18 protein-coding genes and 1 riboswitch (1 of these 19 running past the window's edge) are annotated in these 16,841 nt (G+C 53.7%); of the genes, 11 read left to right on the top strand and 7 right to left on the bottom strand.

Annotated features, from left to right (window positions below):
• Positions 1-513, bottom strand: the beginning of a protein-coding gene (gene tyrS, locus NHM04_RS13075) for a tyrosine--tRNA ligase (protein ID WP_254264229.1). Its footprint begins 795 nt before the window's first position; only the first 513 of its 1,308 coding nucleotides appear in the window; its start codon is at positions 511-513; its stop codon lies beyond the left edge, outside the window.
• Between the two features lie 274 nt (positions 514-787).
• Between tyrS and NHM04_RS13070 the strand changes: the two genes are divergently transcribed.
• Both NHM04_RS13070 and NHM04_RS13065 read left to right on the top strand, forming a co-directional pair.
• On the top strand, positions 788-2,248 hold the full coding sequence (locus tag NHM04_RS13070) for a peptidoglycan DD-metalloendopeptidase family protein (protein ID WP_254264228.1): 1,461 nt from the start codon (positions 788-790) through the stop codon (positions 2,246-2,248).
• Positions 2,248-3,375, top strand: coding sequence for an anhydro-N-acetylmuramic acid kinase (locus NHM04_RS13065; protein ID WP_254264227.1), 1,128 nt, complete (start codon positions 2,248-2,250; stop codon positions 3,373-3,375). The genes NHM04_RS13070 and NHM04_RS13065 overlap by 1 nt, the downstream gene beginning before the upstream one ends.
• A gap of 16 nt (positions 3,376-3,391) precedes the next feature.
• Here the strand turns inward: NHM04_RS13065 and erpA are convergent, their stop codons facing one another.
• The 4 genes from erpA to argC all read right to left on the bottom strand — a co-directional run bounded on the left by erpA (position 3,392) and on the right by argC (position 6,027).
• On the bottom strand, positions 3,392-3,745 hold the full coding sequence (gene erpA, locus NHM04_RS13060; protein WP_254264226.1) for an iron-sulfur cluster insertion protein ErpA: 354 nt from the start codon (positions 3,743-3,745) through the stop codon (positions 3,392-3,394).
• Between the two features lie 76 nt (positions 3,746-3,821).
• The gene (locus NHM04_RS13055) at positions 3,822-4,208 is read right to left on the bottom strand and encodes a polymer-forming cytoskeletal protein (protein WP_254264225.1); all 387 of its coding nucleotides are present in this window, start codon (positions 4,206-4,208) and stop codon (positions 3,822-3,824) included.
• 17 nt (positions 4,209-4,225) lie between these two features.
• Positions 4,226-4,969 (bottom strand): DUF6776 family protein, encoded by a 744-nt coding sequence (locus NHM04_RS13050; RefSeq protein ID WP_254264224.1) that lies wholly within the window; start codon positions 4,967-4,969, stop codon positions 4,226-4,228.
• 11 nt (positions 4,970-4,980) lie between these two features.
• Positions 4,981-6,027 carry an N-acetyl-gamma-glutamyl-phosphate reductase gene (gene argC / locus NHM04_RS13045; protein ID WP_254266639.1) on the bottom strand — a complete coding sequence of 349 codons (1,047 nt, stop codon included), beginning with the start codon at positions 6,025-6,027 and terminating at the stop codon, positions 4,981-4,983.
• Between the two features lie 129 nt (positions 6,028-6,156).
• Here argC and hemJ point away from each other — a divergent pair, with 129 nt between their 5' ends.
• The 4 genes from hemJ to hemL are packed head-to-tail and all read left to right on the top strand — an operon-like array spanning position 6,157 to position 9,436.
• The gene (gene hemJ / locus NHM04_RS13040) at positions 6,157-6,579 is read left to right on the top strand and encodes a protoporphyrinogen oxidase HemJ (RefSeq protein WP_254264223.1); all 423 of its coding nucleotides are present in this window, start codon (positions 6,157-6,159) and stop codon (positions 6,577-6,579) included.
• 44 nt (positions 6,580-6,623) lie between these two features.
• A complete protein-coding gene (locus NHM04_RS13035; RefSeq protein ID WP_254264222.1) occupies positions 6,624-7,442 on the top strand; it encodes a hydroxymethylpyrimidine/phosphomethylpyrimidine kinase in 819 nt (272 codons plus the stop codon).
• 51 nt (positions 7,443-7,493) lie between these two features.
• The gene (thiE, locus tag NHM04_RS13030) at positions 7,494-8,153 is read left to right on the top strand and encodes a thiamine phosphate synthase (RefSeq protein ID WP_254264221.1); all 660 of its coding nucleotides are present in this window, start codon (positions 7,494-7,496) and stop codon (positions 8,151-8,153) included.
• Positions 8,150-9,436 carry a glutamate-1-semialdehyde 2,1-aminomutase gene (gene hemL, locus NHM04_RS13025; RefSeq protein WP_254264220.1) on the top strand — a complete coding sequence of 429 codons (1,287 nt, stop codon included), beginning with the start codon at positions 8,150-8,152 and terminating at the stop codon, positions 9,434-9,436. The genes thiE and hemL overlap by 4 nt, the downstream gene beginning before the upstream one ends.
• On the opposite strand, the gene NHM04_RS13020 is transcribed toward hemL, so the two are convergent.
• Together NHM04_RS13020 and NHM04_RS13015 are read right to left on the bottom strand one after the other, a co-directional pair.
• Entirely contained in the window at positions 9,433-9,789 is a 357-nt protein-coding gene (locus NHM04_RS13020) for a PilZ domain-containing protein (protein ID WP_254264219.1), read from the bottom strand. The two genes, hemL and NHM04_RS13020, sit on opposite strands and share 4 nt — an antisense overlap.
• Complete coding sequence (locus NHM04_RS13015) at positions 9,782-12,157, bottom strand: DUF1631 family protein (RefSeq protein ID WP_254264218.1); 2,376 nt, start codon at positions 12,155-12,157, stop codon at positions 9,782-9,784. The genes NHM04_RS13020 and NHM04_RS13015 overlap by 8 nt, the downstream gene beginning before the upstream one ends.
• Before the next feature lie 386 nt (positions 12,158-12,543).
• Positions 12,544-12,648, top strand: a riboswitch (guanidine-I (ykkC/yxkD leader).
• A 91-nt stretch (positions 12,649-12,739) separates the two neighbouring features.
• On the opposite strand from NHM04_RS13015, the gene NHM04_RS13010 reads away from it, so the two are divergent.
• Genes NHM04_RS13010 through NHM04_RS12990 form a run of 5 tightly spaced genes read left to right on the top strand, consistent with a single transcriptional unit; the run spans position 12,740 to position 16,796 of the window.
• Entirely contained in the window at positions 12,740-13,780 is a 1,041-nt protein-coding gene (locus NHM04_RS13010; RefSeq protein WP_254264217.1) for a putative urea ABC transporter substrate-binding protein, read from the top strand.
• 41 nt (positions 13,781-13,821) lie between these two features.
• On the top strand, positions 13,822-14,643 hold the full coding sequence (locus NHM04_RS13005; RefSeq protein WP_254264216.1) for an ABC transporter permease: 822 nt from the start codon (positions 13,822-13,824) through the stop codon (positions 14,641-14,643).
• Positions 14,640-15,431, top strand: coding sequence for an ABC transporter ATP-binding protein (locus NHM04_RS13000; RefSeq protein ID WP_254264215.1), 792 nt, complete (start codon positions 14,640-14,642; stop codon positions 15,429-15,431). Before NHM04_RS13005 ends, NHM04_RS13000 begins: the two co-directional genes overlap by 4 nt.
• Positions 15,428-16,144, top strand: a complete 717-nt coding sequence (locus tag NHM04_RS12995; protein ID WP_254264214.1) for an urea amidolyase associated protein UAAP1 — start codon at positions 15,428-15,430, stop codon at positions 16,142-16,144. The genes NHM04_RS13000 and NHM04_RS12995 overlap by 4 nt, the downstream gene beginning before the upstream one ends.
• A gap of 10 nt (positions 16,145-16,154) precedes the next feature.
• Positions 16,155-16,796: an urea amidolyase associated protein UAAP2 gene (locus NHM04_RS12990; protein WP_254264213.1), complete on the top strand. Its 642-nt coding sequence runs from the start codon at positions 16,155-16,157 to the stop codon at positions 16,794-16,796.
• Positions 16,797-16,841 lie beyond the last annotated feature (45 nt).

Below are 16,841 nucleotides of genomic sequence, written 5' to 3'. Positions count from 1 at the left end.
GGAGATTCCCGCCCCTTCACGATCAATACGCTGCTTTACCGACTCTTTGTTAATCATGTTATTGACGGAAAAGTGCTTGCCGACGTCCCGCAGGAAATCCAGCACATTCATTTGCCCCACCCAATCGAGATTATTCACAACCTCGGCAGAGTTCTCGCCACAATCGAAATCAATAAAGCGACTGACCTGAGCTTTTAGCTTATCGGTCCAGCCAGCCACAATGTCCGGCGTGTTTAACTTACGCTCGGCCGCCTTAAAACTTGGATCACCCACAAGGCCAGTCGCGCCGCCGACCAACGCAACCGGCTTATGCCCAGCCAACTGAAAACGTTTTAACGCCAACAAAGGAACTAGGTGGCCGATATGCAAGCTATCGGCGGTGGGATCAAACCCGCTATAAAGGGTGCGACTACCAGCGGACAGGTACTCAGCCAACACATCTCCGCCCGTAGTCTGGGCAATCAGCCCACGCGCCTGAAGGTCTTCAAATAGTGTTGCATCAATAGTCGTCATGCCAAAACCCATTAATTACCTGTACTGTGTCGTAACACCCAGGCAGAGCCCACCCCGCCTGAAAATTAAGCGGGCAACAATACCCTATATATCAGCAAAAACAAGCCCCATCGCCTTGGTGCAACTTTTTTCACAGGCCGCTGACTAATACCGCCAAACTCAAAACTAAGCGCACTCCGCCAAGCTCAAAAATTAACCAAAAAGGTTCGATCTTAAGGAGCTTTTCTGATATAACTAGCGGGAACTTTATATGCGGTACGGGTTTAAAAACTTCATGCAACCCCATGATTCAAAAGAAAATAAAGGCAATGCTAGAGCATTGTCCGCCTTTCCGCGTGGCCACATGGTGGTCGCTGCGGCACTGACTATTGGCCTTTTAAGCTGGGGATTAACCTCAACCAGCAAGCCCGAGGCGAACACAACCGAGGCGATAAACCTCAAGCTGCCAATTGATATTGCGCCGACACAGGCGGCCTTCGTGGCCCCGCCTGCCGCAAGCAGCAACCATGAAGAAGCTTCCGCTCCACAGACTCAGGCCGAGGCTGTTACCGCGCCCAAAATAGAGGCGACGCCCCCCCTTGAGACCACAGCTCAAGGCCCTGCGCCTAGCCCCCTAGAAAGCAAAAGCTTTACGGTTCGCTCAGGCGACAGCCTATCCACTTTATTTAAACGCGCCGGACTCAATGATCGCGATGTTTATCAGCTGACCAGCACCTGCAAGGAAGCAAAATCACTAACCCGCATTATGCCCGGACACGAGCTGGTCTTTTATATGACCCCTGATGGTGAGCTGGAAAAACTGTCCCACATTCCCAATAAGCTCAATAGCACCCACTTTGAAAAAGACGATAAAGGCTTCCGCGCGGTTAAAGAAGTAAAGCAGCCGGAGATTCGCCCCACCTACAAAGAGGCGATTATCGCCAGCTCTCTCTACATGGCGGGCCAATCAGTAGGTATGGACGACGCCATGATTATGGAAATGGCGAATATCTTTGGCTGGGACGTGGATTTTGCGCTAGACATCCGTAAGGGAGACCACTTTAGCGTTCTCTACGAAGAAAAGTTTCTAGACGGGGAAAAAATCGGCAATGGCGCCATCCTTGCCGCCGAGTTTACCAACCAGGGGCACAAATTTAGAGCTGTGCGTTACACCCATGCTGACGGCGACAGCCACTATTACACTCCAGAAGGCGAAAGCATGCGCAAGGCCTTTTTACTCGCGCCGGTGGATTTCCGCCGTATCAGTGGCAACTTTAACCCTAAGAGGCTGCACCCCATTTTCAAGACCGTACGCCCGCATCGCGGCACTGACTATGCCGCCGATACCGGCACACCTGTCTGGGCCTCAGGTGATGGCAAAGTGATTGCGTCTGGCTACACCAAGCCAAACGGCAATTATGTGTTTATTCAGCACGGCAACAACATCGTGACTAAGTATTTGCACCTGCATAAGCGTCATGTGAAAAATGGCCAACGGGTAAAACAGAAACAAGTGATCGGCACCGTTGGCGCCACCGGCTATGCCACAGGCCCCCATCTGCACTATGAGTTTCTGCTCGACGGCGTCCACCGCAACCCCCGCACCATTGTGCAAAAGCTGCCCAAGGCTAAGTCTGTCGCCGGCGCCGAAAAGCAGGACTTTTTAGCGCAGACTCAACCGCTGATGGCCCAACTGCAACAGCATACCTCGGCCAGCCAGCTGGCAATGGGCGACACCGAACGCAAAATTAACTAATGAGCCTTTACATAGGGCTTATCTCAGGCACCAGCGCTGACGGCATAGACGCGGCGCTGGTGGATATCAACGAGCATCACTGCGATCTAAAAGCCCACCTCTGTTACGAGTTTAGCCCCGCGCTGCGCCAGCGTATTCACGCACTATGCAGCCCCGGCGACAACGAGATTGAGCTCGCAGGAGCGCTGGATCGTGAACTGGGCGAGTTGTTTGCGAACGCCACCAAGCAGTTGCTGGAGCGGGCTAACACACCCGCCGAGGCGATTACGGCGATCGGTAGCCATGGTCAAACCATTAGACATCGCCCCCCGGGTCAATCCAGCACACCTTTTAGCTGGCAAATTGGCGACCCCAATATCATTGCCGAGCGCAGCGGCATCACCACCGTGGCCGATTTGCGCCGCCGGGACATGGCCGCCGGTGGGCAGGGAGCGCCCTTGGTACCCGCCTTCCACCAGCATGTATTCAGCAGCCCGACCACAGCGCGAGCCATCATCAATATTGGCGGTATCAGCAACATAAGCTGGCTAGCACCGAACACTCCCGTGCTCGGCTTTGATACCGGGCCCGGCAACACCCTGCTGGACGCATGGATTTTGCAAGAGAGCGGACAAGCCTTCGATAAGAATGGCGCCTGGGCTGCAAGCGGTACCGTGGATAGCCAGCTGCTACAAGGCTTACTAGGCCACCCCTATCTGCAGCGCCCCATTCCCAAGAGCTCGGGGCGAGAAGAGTTCAATTTAGCCTGGCTGGCGGGCATTCTAAATGATTACTCGAACCTGCCAGCTGCGGATATCCAAGCCACGTTGCTGGAGTTTACAGCCGTTAGCGTAAGCGAGCATTTACAGCAATGCCCGGGAGCAGATGCAGGTGGTGAAATATATATTTGCGGTGGCGGCGCTCACAACTCCCCCCTCTTAAACCGTCTCGCGCGGCTAAACCCCGCTTTTAAACTAGACACCACCGAAGCGCTGGGAATTGCGCCGGATTGGGTGGAAGCGGCAGCATTCGCATGGCTAGCACATCGCGCGCTGGCGGGCCTGCCGGGCAATCAGAAGAGTGTAACGGGCGCCGCTCGTGAGGTAGTTCTGGGAGGAGTTTACCCAGCGGCGCCCAAGCAAGAGTAAAGATAAAGAGGGAGAATTAAACCGAAAAAGACGAGCCACAGCCGCAGGTTGTGGCGGCGTTGGGATTGCTGATGACAAATCGCGACCCCTGCAAGCCCTCTGTGTAGTCAACGTTAGCGCCAGCTAAATAAGGAAAACTTAGCGCATCAACCACCACCTGCACGCCGTCTTTTTCCACTATGGTGTCATCATCGGCGGTCATATCGTCGAAGGTGAAACCATACTGAAAACCGGAACAGCCACCCCCAGTGACGTACACGCGCAGCTTTAGGTCCGGATTCCCCTCTTCTTCGACCAGGGTTTTCACCTTGGCAACAGCGCCGGGGCTGACATACAAAGGCTCTGGTGTAAAAACTTCGGGGCTAGACATACAAAAAGACTCCAGTACAACTTAGGCGAGGATTATCCCCATACCAGAGTAAAACAGTCAACTATTATACGCGTTACTATTCAGTCGCCTCGCTCTCGCTAGGCATGGCCTGGTGGCTTTTTTCTGAGGCCCCGTAAACCAAGGCGCCATTTACCTGGGCACCTTTGACCATTTCGATAAGATTGTAGTGAACATTCCCTTCAACCACGGCTTTAGATGCCAACTCGACATGCTTGGTGGAGAACACGTTGCCAACCACTTTGCCGTTAATCACGACCATGGGAACTCTCACCTCGCCTTCCACAACACCATTATTGGCCACCACCAGTTTAGCGTCACCGCCGCCCTCGACCATAATATTGCCGGTTACGCGGCCTTCAATCTGCAAATCCCCGGTAAAGTGGATATCGCCAACGATGTTAGTACCTTTTGAAATCAAGGTGTGACTGTTACTAAACGCCATAAAAATCCCCAAACTTGTTATTGTGGCTCGCTCGCCAGCCAGCTGTAGCTTCGCTCTACCCGCTGTGAATCATCGCCGCTAGAACGTGCCGTCAGCTCCAGACTTTGCGCCTCAAAGCCATCGGGTAGCGTCAGCTCGCCCTCGACATTTTGAAAATACTTAAATCTTAATTTTATATCCGCGCTATCGTAGTCGCTGGACAACTGATAAAGAGGCAGACGTGTCTGCTCACCCTCTCTGTGCCCCACCAGTTCAACGTTAAGGTTACCGTTGAGCACCTGATGGTTAGTGGCAATTTGCTGCACCACAAACTTAAAACGATAACGGCCTTGGGTGCCGATTGGACGCAAGGTAATATCCCCGAGAGCCAGGCCGGAGCTGCTCTCTCCCGGCGCCATCAACCCACGATAAAATGAAATGTCCGCCTCAAGGCTGGCAATTTGCTGGCGCAGCTCAATCACTTCGCTGCGCACCTCTTCGCTGGCCATCTGATCCACCTCAGAAGCCATAGACAGGTTGGCCACCTGCTGGCGGAGCTTATCGGCTTCGGCTCTCGCTTCAATCAGTTCGGCGGTAAGACGTTCTTTATCATTAAAGCTCGGCAAGTTGCCACCACTGGCCTGCCAAAAACCAAAAAAGTAAGCGCCACAGACAGCGCAGCCAACCACCAGCAACAGAATAAACAGCTGCAGTAAGCGGCGCCCCGGGCGATGGGGCACCACTTTCATCGAATACTGCTTGGTGCCTTTTACACTCGCCATCTCGGTAACCGTTACGGCAGCAGCGCGACCACATCAAGCCCCGCGGTCTCCGCGAAGCCAAACATGATGTTCATATTTTGCACCGCCTGACCGGAGGCACCTCGGGTTAGGTTATCAATAACAGACATGACCACAATGGTATCGCGCCCCTGTGGCTGGCACACGGAAATGCGGCACATATTCGAGCCTTTCACCGAGCGGGTCTCAGGGTGCGAGCCGGCTGGCATTACATCCACGAACGGCTCATCCATAAAGCGCTCTTCATACAGAGCCTGTAAGTCCGGCAAAGTGGACGCATCCAACGCCCGCGCGTAGGAAGTAGCATGAATACCCCGCACCATAGGCAACAAGTGCGGCACGAAGGTAACCTGAGCGGGTTTAGCGCCAAGCCCTTGCATGTCCCTCAGCGCCTGTTCAATTTCGGGTAGATGGCGATGCCCGCCAGCGCCATAGGCCTTAAAGCTGTCGCTGATCTCAGTTAGCAGCATACCCACCTTGGCCTGGCGGCCCGCACCTGTGGCACCACTGGCGGCGTTGATAATCAACTGCTCACTGTCTACGAGCTTATTTTCCAGTAGTGGCATCAAGCCAAGTTGCGCCGCTGTGGGGTAACAACCGGGGCAAGCCACCAGCTTTGCGGCTTTGATCGCATCGCGGTTTAACTCTGGCAAGCCGTACACAGCCTGGTCGATCAATTCCGGGCAGCCGTGAGGCTGGTTATACCAGCGCGCCCAGAGCTCGGCGTCGCGAATGCGAAAATCCGCTGACAGATCCACCACCCGGGTGCCGGTAGCCAATAGGCCGGGCATTAAGTTTTGTGCCACACCGTGCGGCGTGGCGAAAAACACCAGGTCACACTTGCCCAGAGTGTTTACATCCGGCTCGCTAAACGCCAGATCCACATGGCCACGCAAGTTTGGATAGAGATCACTAACGGGAATGCCCGCTTCGGCGCGCGAGGTGATAACCGTTACCTCAGCCTGCGGGTGTTTCGCCAGCAGGCGCAACAACTCCACCCCTGTGTACCCGGTACCACCGACAATTCCCACTTTAATCACAGCCAAACCTCACTCTTTGTTGCGCCCCCGCAGGGCAAAGGGGTCTATCATAAGAGCCCCAAAGGCAAATTTCCAGCGACCCCTAGCGCCCTGTTTGGCATAATGGCGAGAAACATCAACGAGGCCTCTATGCTCTGGATTAAAGCATTGCACATCGTATCGGTAGTCTGCTGGTTTGCGGCTCTGTTTTACCTGCCAAGATTGTTTGTCTACCACGCGATGTGCGAGGATCAAGCGGGAAAGGATAGGTTTAAAATAATGGAGCGCAAGCTCTATCGCGGTATCGCTACGCCGGCAATGATTGCCACCTTGGCCTTTGGCTTGGCACTGGTGCACTGGCAATGGGACTACCTGAAAGCGACCTACTGGTTTTGGCTTAAGCTCGCCCTAGTAACAGCACTTATTGGCTACCACCACTTGTGTGCCCACCACCTTAAGCAATTCGCGCGCGATGACAATAAACGCAGCCATACTTACTTTCGCGTGTTTAACGAGCTGCCCGTACTAGCGCTAATCGCCATCGTTATTTTGGCTGTGGTCAAGCCGTTTTAATACCCTGTGCTAGACTCACTCATAGCCCATAATAAGCTGCTGCTATGAGTGAATTTAGTTCGACATCGCCGGTCATGATTTCCCTGTCCAGCCACGACCCTACTGGTAGCACCGGGGTGCAGGCAGATATTGAAACTTCTTTTAGCCTGGGGGTTCACTGTTGCCCCATAGTCACGGCGCTCTGCGCGCGAGACACCCGCCAACTGATTGAACTACAACCTACAGATGCCAGCCTGCTGATTGAACAAACCCGCGCCATTTTAGAAGACATGCCAGTGGCGGCGATCAAGCTCGGTTATTTTTGTCAGACAGAACAGATCGAAGCGATGCACAGCATCTTGCAAGATTACCCACAGATACCCGTGGTACTAGATCCGGTATTAAGCCTTTCGATTAACACCCCCGACGCTATTACTCCGGAAGCTGGCAATAAGCTCAGCGACGCGCTTTTGCATTTACTCTTGCCTCTGGCCAGCATTACCACACCTGACATCGTCGAGGCGCAGCAGTTGGCCCGCCAAGCCGACAGCGTTGACGCCTGCGCGCGGGAACTGCTCACACACAACTGCGAGGCGGTATTGATTACCGGTGCCAAGCGCACCAGCGAGCACTTCATCAATTGTTTTTATCGCCCCAGGCAGCCGGCAAGAGAGTTTTGCTGGCCTCGCTTGGCGCAGTTCAGCCACGGCAGCGGCGCCACCTTATCGGCCAGCTTGTGCGCTTACCTGGCCCACGGGCTGTTGTTGTCAGACGCGGTGGAACAAGCGCAGCAATTTACCTGGAGTAGCCTAAAGGCTAGTCGCCGCTTGGGAATGGGCCACAGCATTCCCAATCGGCTATTTTGGTGTAAACACAACCGCTGATCAGAACGCTACGCTTTGCACTGGACCTGCACGCTGGGTAAACTTGCGCCCATGTTGAGCCTATCTCCCAGCAATTATCTCTATGCGATTACCCACAGCGATCACTTTGGTGGCGAAGCATTGGCATTGAAGACCCAGCAGGTTTTACAGGGCGGTTGCCGCCTGATTCAGTACCGCGATAAGTCGGGCAATACCAGCAAACGATTAGCAGAAGCCTCGCAGCTACATGCACTCTGTGGCACCTTCGATGCCAAACTCATCATTAATGACGATGTGGATCTCGCCCTGCAAACCGGCGCCGCCGGTGTTCATTTAGGCCAAGGTGATGACAGCGTGGCGTTGGCACGTAAACGACTGGGAGACAATGCCATTATCGGGGTAACCTGCCACGCCAGCCTGGCACTGGCCGAACAAGCGCTGCAACACGGCGCCACCTACATTGCCTTCGGGCGTTTCTTTACCTCCGCAACCAAGCCCAATGCCCCACCGGCCCCCATGGCACTGTTGCAACAGGCCAGAGCGCGCTGGCCCAACACAGTTATTGTCGCTATCGGCGGTATTAACCAAGGTAATGCCAATCAAGTAAAAGCTTACGGCGCCAACTACACGGCCGTATGCCAAGGTGTGTACCACGCGGATAATATCGCCGAATACAGCCAAAGCTTTTCCCAACATGTAAATCAGAACCAAAACGCGAGGAGCGTTTTATGACTCAGTCCGAAACCCTTTTTGCCCAAGCCGCCAAGTTTATCCCCGGCGGCGTTAACTCACCGGTCAGAGCTTTTAAAGCCGTCGGCGGCACCCCGATATTTTTGCAAAGCGCCAAAGGTGCCTATGTCACCGATGTCGATAACAAACGATACATCGACTATGTGCAGTCGTGGGGCCCAATGGTACTAGGGCACAGCCATCCGGAGGTGATTGCTGCCGTTATTCAAGCAGTAGAGTCAGGCCTGACCTTTGGCGCCCCGACCGAGCGTGAAACCACGCTGGCGAAGATGGTATGCGAGCGAATGCCGGGCATGGACCTGGTGCGTTTTGTTAACTCAGGCACCGAAGCGACCATGAGCGCCATCCGCTTGGCAAGAGCCTACACCGAGCGCGACACCATCGTGAAATTTGAAGGCTGTTATCACGGCCACTCTGACTCACTGCTGATTAAAGCCGGATCCGGCGCGCTCACACTGGGTGTCCCCAGCTCACCGGGGGTGCCTGCCGTACTGGCCGAGCACACTGTCACCCTTAACTATAACGACGCCGATCAGGTGGAAGAGTTTTTTGCTCAGCACGGCGAGCGGGTGGCCTGCGTCATTGTGGAACCTGTGGCTGGCAATATGAACTGCATTCCACCGCAACCCGGCTTTTTACAAAGCTTGCGTAAAGTCTGCGACGAGAATGGCAGCGTATTGATTTTTGACGAGGTAATGACAGGTTTTCGCGTTAGTGCCAGCGGCGCTCAAGGCTATTATAAAGTTCAGCCCGATATTACCACCTTGGGCAAAGTCATTGGCGGCGGCATGCCAGTAGGCGCTTTTGGCGGTAAGCGTGAGATTATGGAATACATCGCGCCTAAGGGACCTGTTTATCAAGCCGGCACCTTGTCGGGCAACCCGGTTGCTATGGCCGCCGGCATCGCCACCCTGGAACTGTTGCAGGCGCCTGACTTTTACCCGCGCCTGGAGAGCAAAACTCAACGTTTGGTGAATGGCATCGCCCGCGAAGCCGAGCGCGCAGGTATTCCCCTTACTACCAACAGTGTTGGCAGTATGTTTGGGCTATTTTTTACCGAGGAGCAACAGGTGAGTAACTATCGCCAGGTGATGGCCTGCGATACGGAACGCTTTAATCGGTTTTTTCACGGCATGTTGGATAGAGGCGTTTACTTGGCGCCAGCATCCTACGAGGCCGGGTTTATGTCGCAAGCACATACCGACGCCGATATTGACACCACCATCGCTAAGGCCGCTGAGGTATTCGCCCAGCTGGAGCCTTAACGCTTACACAGGCATTCAATATCCTGCAACGCTTGGGGGGATGCATCGATGATACTGAACCCCGCCCAGTGTTTACCATTATCGTCGGCGTTGCGAACCCACAGACAATCCACACCCAGCTGAATACTGTTGCGCTGATTAACCGGCTCGGATAAATGCAAATCCAGCCGGTACAGCTTATCTTCCTCAAAGGGTTGATCGCCAATGAGCATCAAGCCGTCGCTGTGAATATTGACCAAACGCCCAAGATAGGCATCGAGCGTATTGTCGTACACATCAATATTCTGCCCAGCACCTTGGCGCTGCTGGCTGCGACCGTCTTGTTTCGGTTGCTCGACCATTGTCTTACTCACGATTTAACAGCTCGCCGGAGGCGCGCGCGTTTAAGCTGTGATAAATGTTTTCCAAAGCCCGCTCAAAAAACGGTTTGGTGCTGCCGGCGATGATACGCAGTTTGCCGGCAATCATTGCTCGAGCCATTTGTAGCGCAGAGCTCATTGCCACTTTTCGACCCTGCTGATCCACTAGCATATAGTGCATGGTTTTGTGGTTGTACCAAGCCACTTTTATGCGTTTGCCTTTATCATCCTCAAGCCAGGTGCCGAACTCAATAAGTTTGAGCTTTTCAATCAGCTTAGCCTCTTCCGCGCTCGCGTTGGTGTTCTCAATATCGACGTTACCCGCTTTTTCCGCCGCCATACTTTCCAGTTTTGCCCGCATAGGCTCTGGCGCCGGTTCAGCTTTCTGGCTTTTCAGTGCGAGTTTCTGCAGCCCGGCGATAGCATCCAACAATTTACGGGATTTGTTTTGCTCGTAACCTATGGTTTCAAATCCAGCCTGTAAGGCTTGTAACAATGCATCCTGCATTTCCAACTGCTTTACCTTGTCAACTTCTAAAAGCTTGGGCTCGACGCTCCAAATCAAATTTTGCGCCACTTGAAGCGCGCGCTGACATGAATCGGAATCCGCGCCATAGCGTAAAATGACAAAAGACAGATAATCGGACCAGGGTAACAATAGCAATAACAAAACTGGTGAAGGCAAGTCGCGACCATCAATCAGGTGGGATACTTTTGTATTCACCAGTATTTTTGCCTCGCGAAGCTTTTCTTCCCCGCGAGCTTTTTCCATCGCGCGCTTTTCCATCAAATCCTGACGCCGCGAGACATTGCGGATATAAGAACTAAACTCCAGTGACGCCTCGGCAAACACCTTTACGTCATTGCCAAATTTTTCCAGCACTTGGAAAACGGTGGTTTTTATTTTTTCAAAGATGTTGTACTGGCTGGAGCCGTCGTTGCTCACCCAGCGCGCCCCTGCTTCGGCCATCTGATTCAAAAGCACGCGAGCTGGATGGTCTACATTTTCAAAAAATTCCTTATCGATAAACGCCAGTTTAAGTACTGGGGTATGCAAATAGCTCAATAGCGCTTTGACCGAATCCGGTAGCTGATCGTCAGATAAAATATACTCAAACAATAGCCCCACCAGTTCAATGGTGTACATTTCATCAGAACGGCCATCTCTATCACCGCTTTTTTTCAGTTCATCGACTAACTGACTGGACACACTGGCGACTGGCTGAGGCTGAATTTCACCAATACTAACGTCGGCCAGCACTTTTGCCTGGGTCGCTAATTGCTGCTGCAACACGCCCACAGCCCCCACTAGAGGCTCAATGCCTGCGTGCGCGCCTGCTGAGTGAGCAGTGGTGGATGCATGATTTTGTCTTTGAGGGCTCGCCGCCGGTGAGCGGCTCTGCCCACCGGCGAGCAAATTCGCCCCCAAATGCGTTTGTAAAAGCTTAATTGCACTGACTAAGCCCTGCTGATACTGAGCAGGATCGCGGTTTTCAGCATCCGCAAAGATTCGATCGGTTGCGCGGCGACGCGGGGCCGACTGTTCAGGCTCCTGAGACTTTAGGCTTTGCGCCTCAGCGCTGTCGCTACCGCTCTCGTCCTGCAGCCCAGGTGCCGCCTGCTCCGCAGATTCCTCACGCATCACGGCGCTATAGCGCAGATTCGTCAAAATACCTTGGCTGGCCAGAAAGGCGTTTAAATCCTCATAGAGCCCTGCCAGGGGTTTAATCAGAGCAGCTTCAAAATGCTTGTAGCCAACAACCTTGGTGCGTGCGTCCAGCGCTAGGTTTTCCAAAGCCCGACGCAGTGTATCGCAGAACTGAATAGGGCTGACCGGATTGCCACGCTCATCAATTTTTTTACCTCCATTTAATAGCGCCAAGCGCTGATGCAAGGCCCACAAAGGCTCTGCTAGCTGAGAGTCGCTACGGTGGCAAATAGAGGTAATCGCGATGGTTTCTTCCAGATCGGAGTTATCCACCAGGGTCAGGCCTTCGTTGCGAGCAAAGCGCTCCTGCCCCGTGGCGGTAACCAATTCCCGCCGCGCAAACTCTTTAAAACATTGGTGCAGAAGTTCGAGATAATGCCTCTGAATATAGACCGCGCGCTGCTGTAATAGCTTTATGATTTCTCCCAGCGCCACTTGCTCTTTATTTGAGCGGGCGTGTTCCTCACGTTTTTCGATCGACTTGATCCAGTCACCCCAGAACGTGGGAAAATTTTGCTCGACGTAATCGTCCGTGGCGGCGACACAGGCTTCTATATACCGGCTAACCTGTGCCTGCGACAAAGTATTATATGCTTGATGTGATTGTGACGACTCGGCCATCGGCTCGACGCCCTCTCCTGTTGGTTTGTTCATAGTTTTCGATTCCATCCCCACCTCGATTTAGCAATACCTTGCTCAGGCCACCTTGACCCTATGAACGTTAATATTTGTGAGTATATGTGAGTTTGTGCGTTGGCGCACATTAACGCAAGGCTAGAACATCAAACCGCATACACCAATTACGTGTGATTACCGATAATACGACCGAAGCACCAAAAACGTACATTATTTTCGTATTACAGCACCAACTTGGAGCAGCTCATATCTCATCCATTCACCTTCAATTTTTTAACCGCTCATGGAGCGCCCGTAACAGCGGGCTTTACGGCACGACCATGTTTCTGGTATCTCTTTTGCTTAGTCAGTAGGCGACAATGTCCGCACTTCCTTGGCAAGTAGGGACAATCGACAATTTGCAATAAATAGAAAGCTAGGGTTCCGGTGGGATAATCCTCCCACGACTGGTCCGAGAGCTTTCGACCTTCGAAGCGAGGGTTACACGGCGGGATAAAAGCCCGGGAGACTTAGAAAGCATGCCTGCGGGCGTGATTTTCGAATTGGCCTGATTGCCAAAAGTGCTCCAGTAACCCTGAGTAAAACCTTCGGAGGTTTACCATGAAAAAGCTGTCCATCGCAGCACTCGCGCTGCTGTTCTCTCTCCAGGCCCAGGCGGCCGAATCTTTTAAAGTGTGCTGGTCCATCTACGTCGGCTGGATGCCCTGGGGCTACGGCGCCGAGCAGAAAATCGTCGATAAATGGGCCGACAAGTACGACATTGATATCGAAGTGGTGCAGATTAACGACTACATCGAGTCCATCAACCAATACACCGCGGGCGAATTCGACGCCTGCACCATGACCAATATGGACGCGCTGACCATTCCCGCCGCCAGTGGCGTAGACAGCACCGCATTGATTGTGGGCGATTTCTCCAACGGCAATGACGGTGTCATCCTGCGGGATAAAGACACACTGGCCGATATCAAAGGCCAGCGCGTCAATCTGGTCGAGCTATCCGTTTCCCACTACCTGCTGGCCCGCGCCCTGGAAACGGTAGACATGAGCGAAGCCGATGTGCAGGTAGTCAATACCTCTGATGCGGATATGGTCGCCCTGTATAACTCGGGCTCGGTCAGTGCCGTCACTACCTGGAATCCGCTGCTTAACACGATTTTGGCCGAAGATGACGCCAACCTGGTATTCGACTCATCGCAGATTCCGGGCGAAATCATGGACCTGCTGGTGGTCAACACTGAGACTCTGCAAGCAAACCCCAAACTCGGTAAAGCACTGGTCGGCGCCTGGTACGAAATTATGGGCCTGATGAGTGGCGACGACGAGGCGGGTATTGCCGCGCGCGAAGCTATGGGTAATGCCTCAGGTACCGATCGCGCCGGCTATGAGGCGCAATTGGCTAAAACCAAAATGTTCTACACCCCCTCTGATGCCCTGGCCTTGGTCAACAGCGACGAACTGTTAGACACCATGCAGAAGGTTGCCGAATTTTCATTCGACCACGGTCTGCTGGGTGAAGGTGCACCGGATGCCGGCTTTATCGGCGTAGAAGGCCCGCAAGGTACCTACGGTAACAGCGCCAATACCCAACTGCGCTTTGACACCACCTATATGCAAATGGCTGCCGACGGCGAGCTGTAACACCTCCGACCCGGGGGCGCAGCCCCCGTCTGAGAGCCGATATGAAACGACTGGTCAACCTAACCCCTTCCAAACCCGCCAGACTGTTAATGGGGCTGCTGCCATTTGCCCTGATTATTTTGATCTATGTGATCGCCTCAGACGCGCGGCTGGAAGCTAACCCCAACGACAAGCTGTTGCCGAGCTTCGGCCAAATGGGCGATGCTATTTCGCGGCTGGCCTTCGAGCCCAGCAAACGCACCGGCGAATACCTGTTCTGGCAAGACACCACGTCCAGCCTTACCCGTTTAGGGTTGGGCATTGGCATTGCCGCGCTCATCGGCTTTAGCTTGGGCCTGCTCACCGGGGCGCTACCTACGGCTTACGCTCCGCTGGCGCCGTTAATCACCGTTATCTCTCTGATACCTCCCATGGCGCTTTTGCCTATTCTGTTTATCGTGTTTGGTCTGGGAGAGCTTTCCAAGGTGGCTCTAATTATTTTTGGCGTCGCGCCGTTTATCGCCCGGGATATTCAGCGCTGCACACTGGAAATTCCCCGCGAGCAATTAATCAAGGCGCAAACCTTGGGAGCCAGCACCTGGCATATCGTCTGGCGAGTACTCATTCCGCAGCTGATGCCTCGTCTTATTAACGCCGTGCGGCTCTCGCTGGGGGCTGGCTGGCTGTTTTTGATTGCCGCCGAGGGGATCGCCTCAACAGATGGCTTGGGGTATCGAATCTTTTTGGTACGGCGCTACCTTTCGATGGATGTCATTCTTCCCTATGTCGCCTGGATTACCCTGCTGGCTTTTATTATTGACTGGCTACTGGCCAAAACCAGCCAGCTCGCTTTCCCCTGGCACCACCAAGGAGGTAAGGCATGATTGACATTAAAAACCTTTGGAAAGAATACGGCGATAACGTCGTCCTGGAGGATATCAACAAAACCGTTAACGATGGCGAGTTTGTCACCTTGGTCGGCACCTCGGGCTGCGGCAAAAGTACTTTTTTAAAAATGCTACTGGGGATGGAGTCACCCACCCGAGGCCAACTGTTAATCGACGGCCAGGCCATTCCGGATGAACCCGATCAGAGCCGCGGAATTGTCTTTCAACAGTACTCGGTGTTCCCGCACTTGAGCGTGCTGCAAAACGTGATGATTGCGCGCGAATTCGAACGTTCGCCACTACTGGGAAAACTGTGGGGAGGTCGTAAAAAAGCCGTCAAAGAGGAAGCTGAGGCACTGCTGGAAAAAGTAGGGCTCACCCCCGCGGCAAACAAGTTTCCCCATGAATTATCCGGCGGTATGCGCCAGCGCTTGGCTATCGCCCAGGCATTAATTCGCAAACCTAAAGTACTGCTGTTGGACGAGCCTTTTGGGGCCCTTGACCCGGGCATCCGCGCCGATATGCACAAGCTTATTCTGGAATTGTGGCGCGAACATAAGCTCACCGTTTTTATGGTCACCCACGATTTATCTGAGGGCTTTTACCTGGGCACGCGCTTGTGGGTGTTTGACAAGGTGCGTCACGACCCTCAAGCCCCTGGCGCCTGGGGTGCGCAAATTACCTACGACTTACCGGTCGGCGAAATGCCCAGCGACACCCTTGAGCAAATGCAACAGCAATTGAATACACCCAATAGCACACAGACGACCGGAGAATCAGCGTGAAAAGCATTGATTACACCACCACCATCCCCGGCGCCAGTCACTGGTCTTTTGAGGCCCGTCGCGGCAGCGCCATGAAGCTTACTGACCTAAGCGGTGCGGGTAATGTGGGGATGTTATTTTACAACCCGCGCAACCTACTGGAGCGCTACAACGCCCCCGACACATTAAAGTGTCAACACACATTTAAACTCACGGCCGGGCACTGCCTGTACTCGGACATGGGGCGCATTTTCGCCTCGATTACCCAAGACACCTTCGGCTGGCACGACACCGTTAGCGGCACCAGCCATAAGACGATGGTGGAAAAAAAGTGGGGCCAGCGCGACTACCAAACCCAGAGCAATAATTGGCTGCAAAACGGTTTTGATGCGTTTTTGGTAGAGCTTGCCAAATATGGCTTAGGCCGTGCCGACACCGCGGCCAATATCAATTGGTTTAGCAAGGTCGCCACCAATGACAACGGCGCAATGGCCCTGGATACCAGTGCCAACCAAGCCAGTGCCAGTGTCGAGCTTCGTTTTGAAATGGATACGTTAGTGGTGCTGCACACCTGCCCTCACCCACTGGAGGCCAGTGCAGAATACCCCCGCGGCGATATCCGCATCGATCTTGGCGAAGCCGCACCGATTCAAGAGGACGACCTGTGCCTGAATTCGCGCCCGGAAAACGCCCGGGGCTTTGCCAATAACGCGCTCTACCACATTGGAGTATAACGAGGCAGATATGACGATTTTAGAAAGCCAACTCTTACCGGAAAACGCCGTTGAACGCCACATTATCGGCGCGGGCGATTACTACTTTGCGCCACTAAAAAAAGGCCAGACGTTACGCATTCTCGATTTAGAAGGTAATCAGGCGGCAGATACTTTATTTTTTAATGCCGCCGACGTTTCCGAGCGTTACAGCGCTACCGACACCATTCGCGAACAGGGCAATGTGTACTTGACCGCGGGCAGCGTACTGCGCACCAACCTAAACAACCCGATGCTGGAAATTACTGCCGATACCTGTGGCCGTCACGATACCTTGGGGGGCGCCTGTGCCACCGAGAGCAACACCGTGCGTTACGACCTGGAAAAGCGCTGCATGCACGCCTGTCGCGACAGTTGGATGCTGGCCGTTGCCGAGCACCCAGAGTTCGGGGTCACCAAGCGCGACATTACCCACAACATTAATTTCTTTATGAACGTACCGGTAACCAGTGAGGGCGGCCTGACCTTTGCGGACGGCATATCAGGTGCGGGGAAATACGTAGAGATGAAAGCACTCATGGATGTGCTGGTGCTGATGTCGAACTGCCCGCAGCTGAATAACCCGTGCAACGGCTATAACCCTACCCCTGTAGAAATGATTATCTGGGATTAACTCATCGATCTCACTAAAACCTAACGCCGCAGAGGACGACCTCTG

Origin of the sequence: Gilvimarinus sp. DA14, from assembly GCF_024204685.1 — a bacterium.
GTDB lineage: Bacteria > Pseudomonadota > Gammaproteobacteria > Pseudomonadales > Cellvibrionaceae > Gilvimarinus.
Note: the sequence above shows the minus strand (reverse complement) of the source record. Positions and strands in the feature narration are given on the sequence as shown.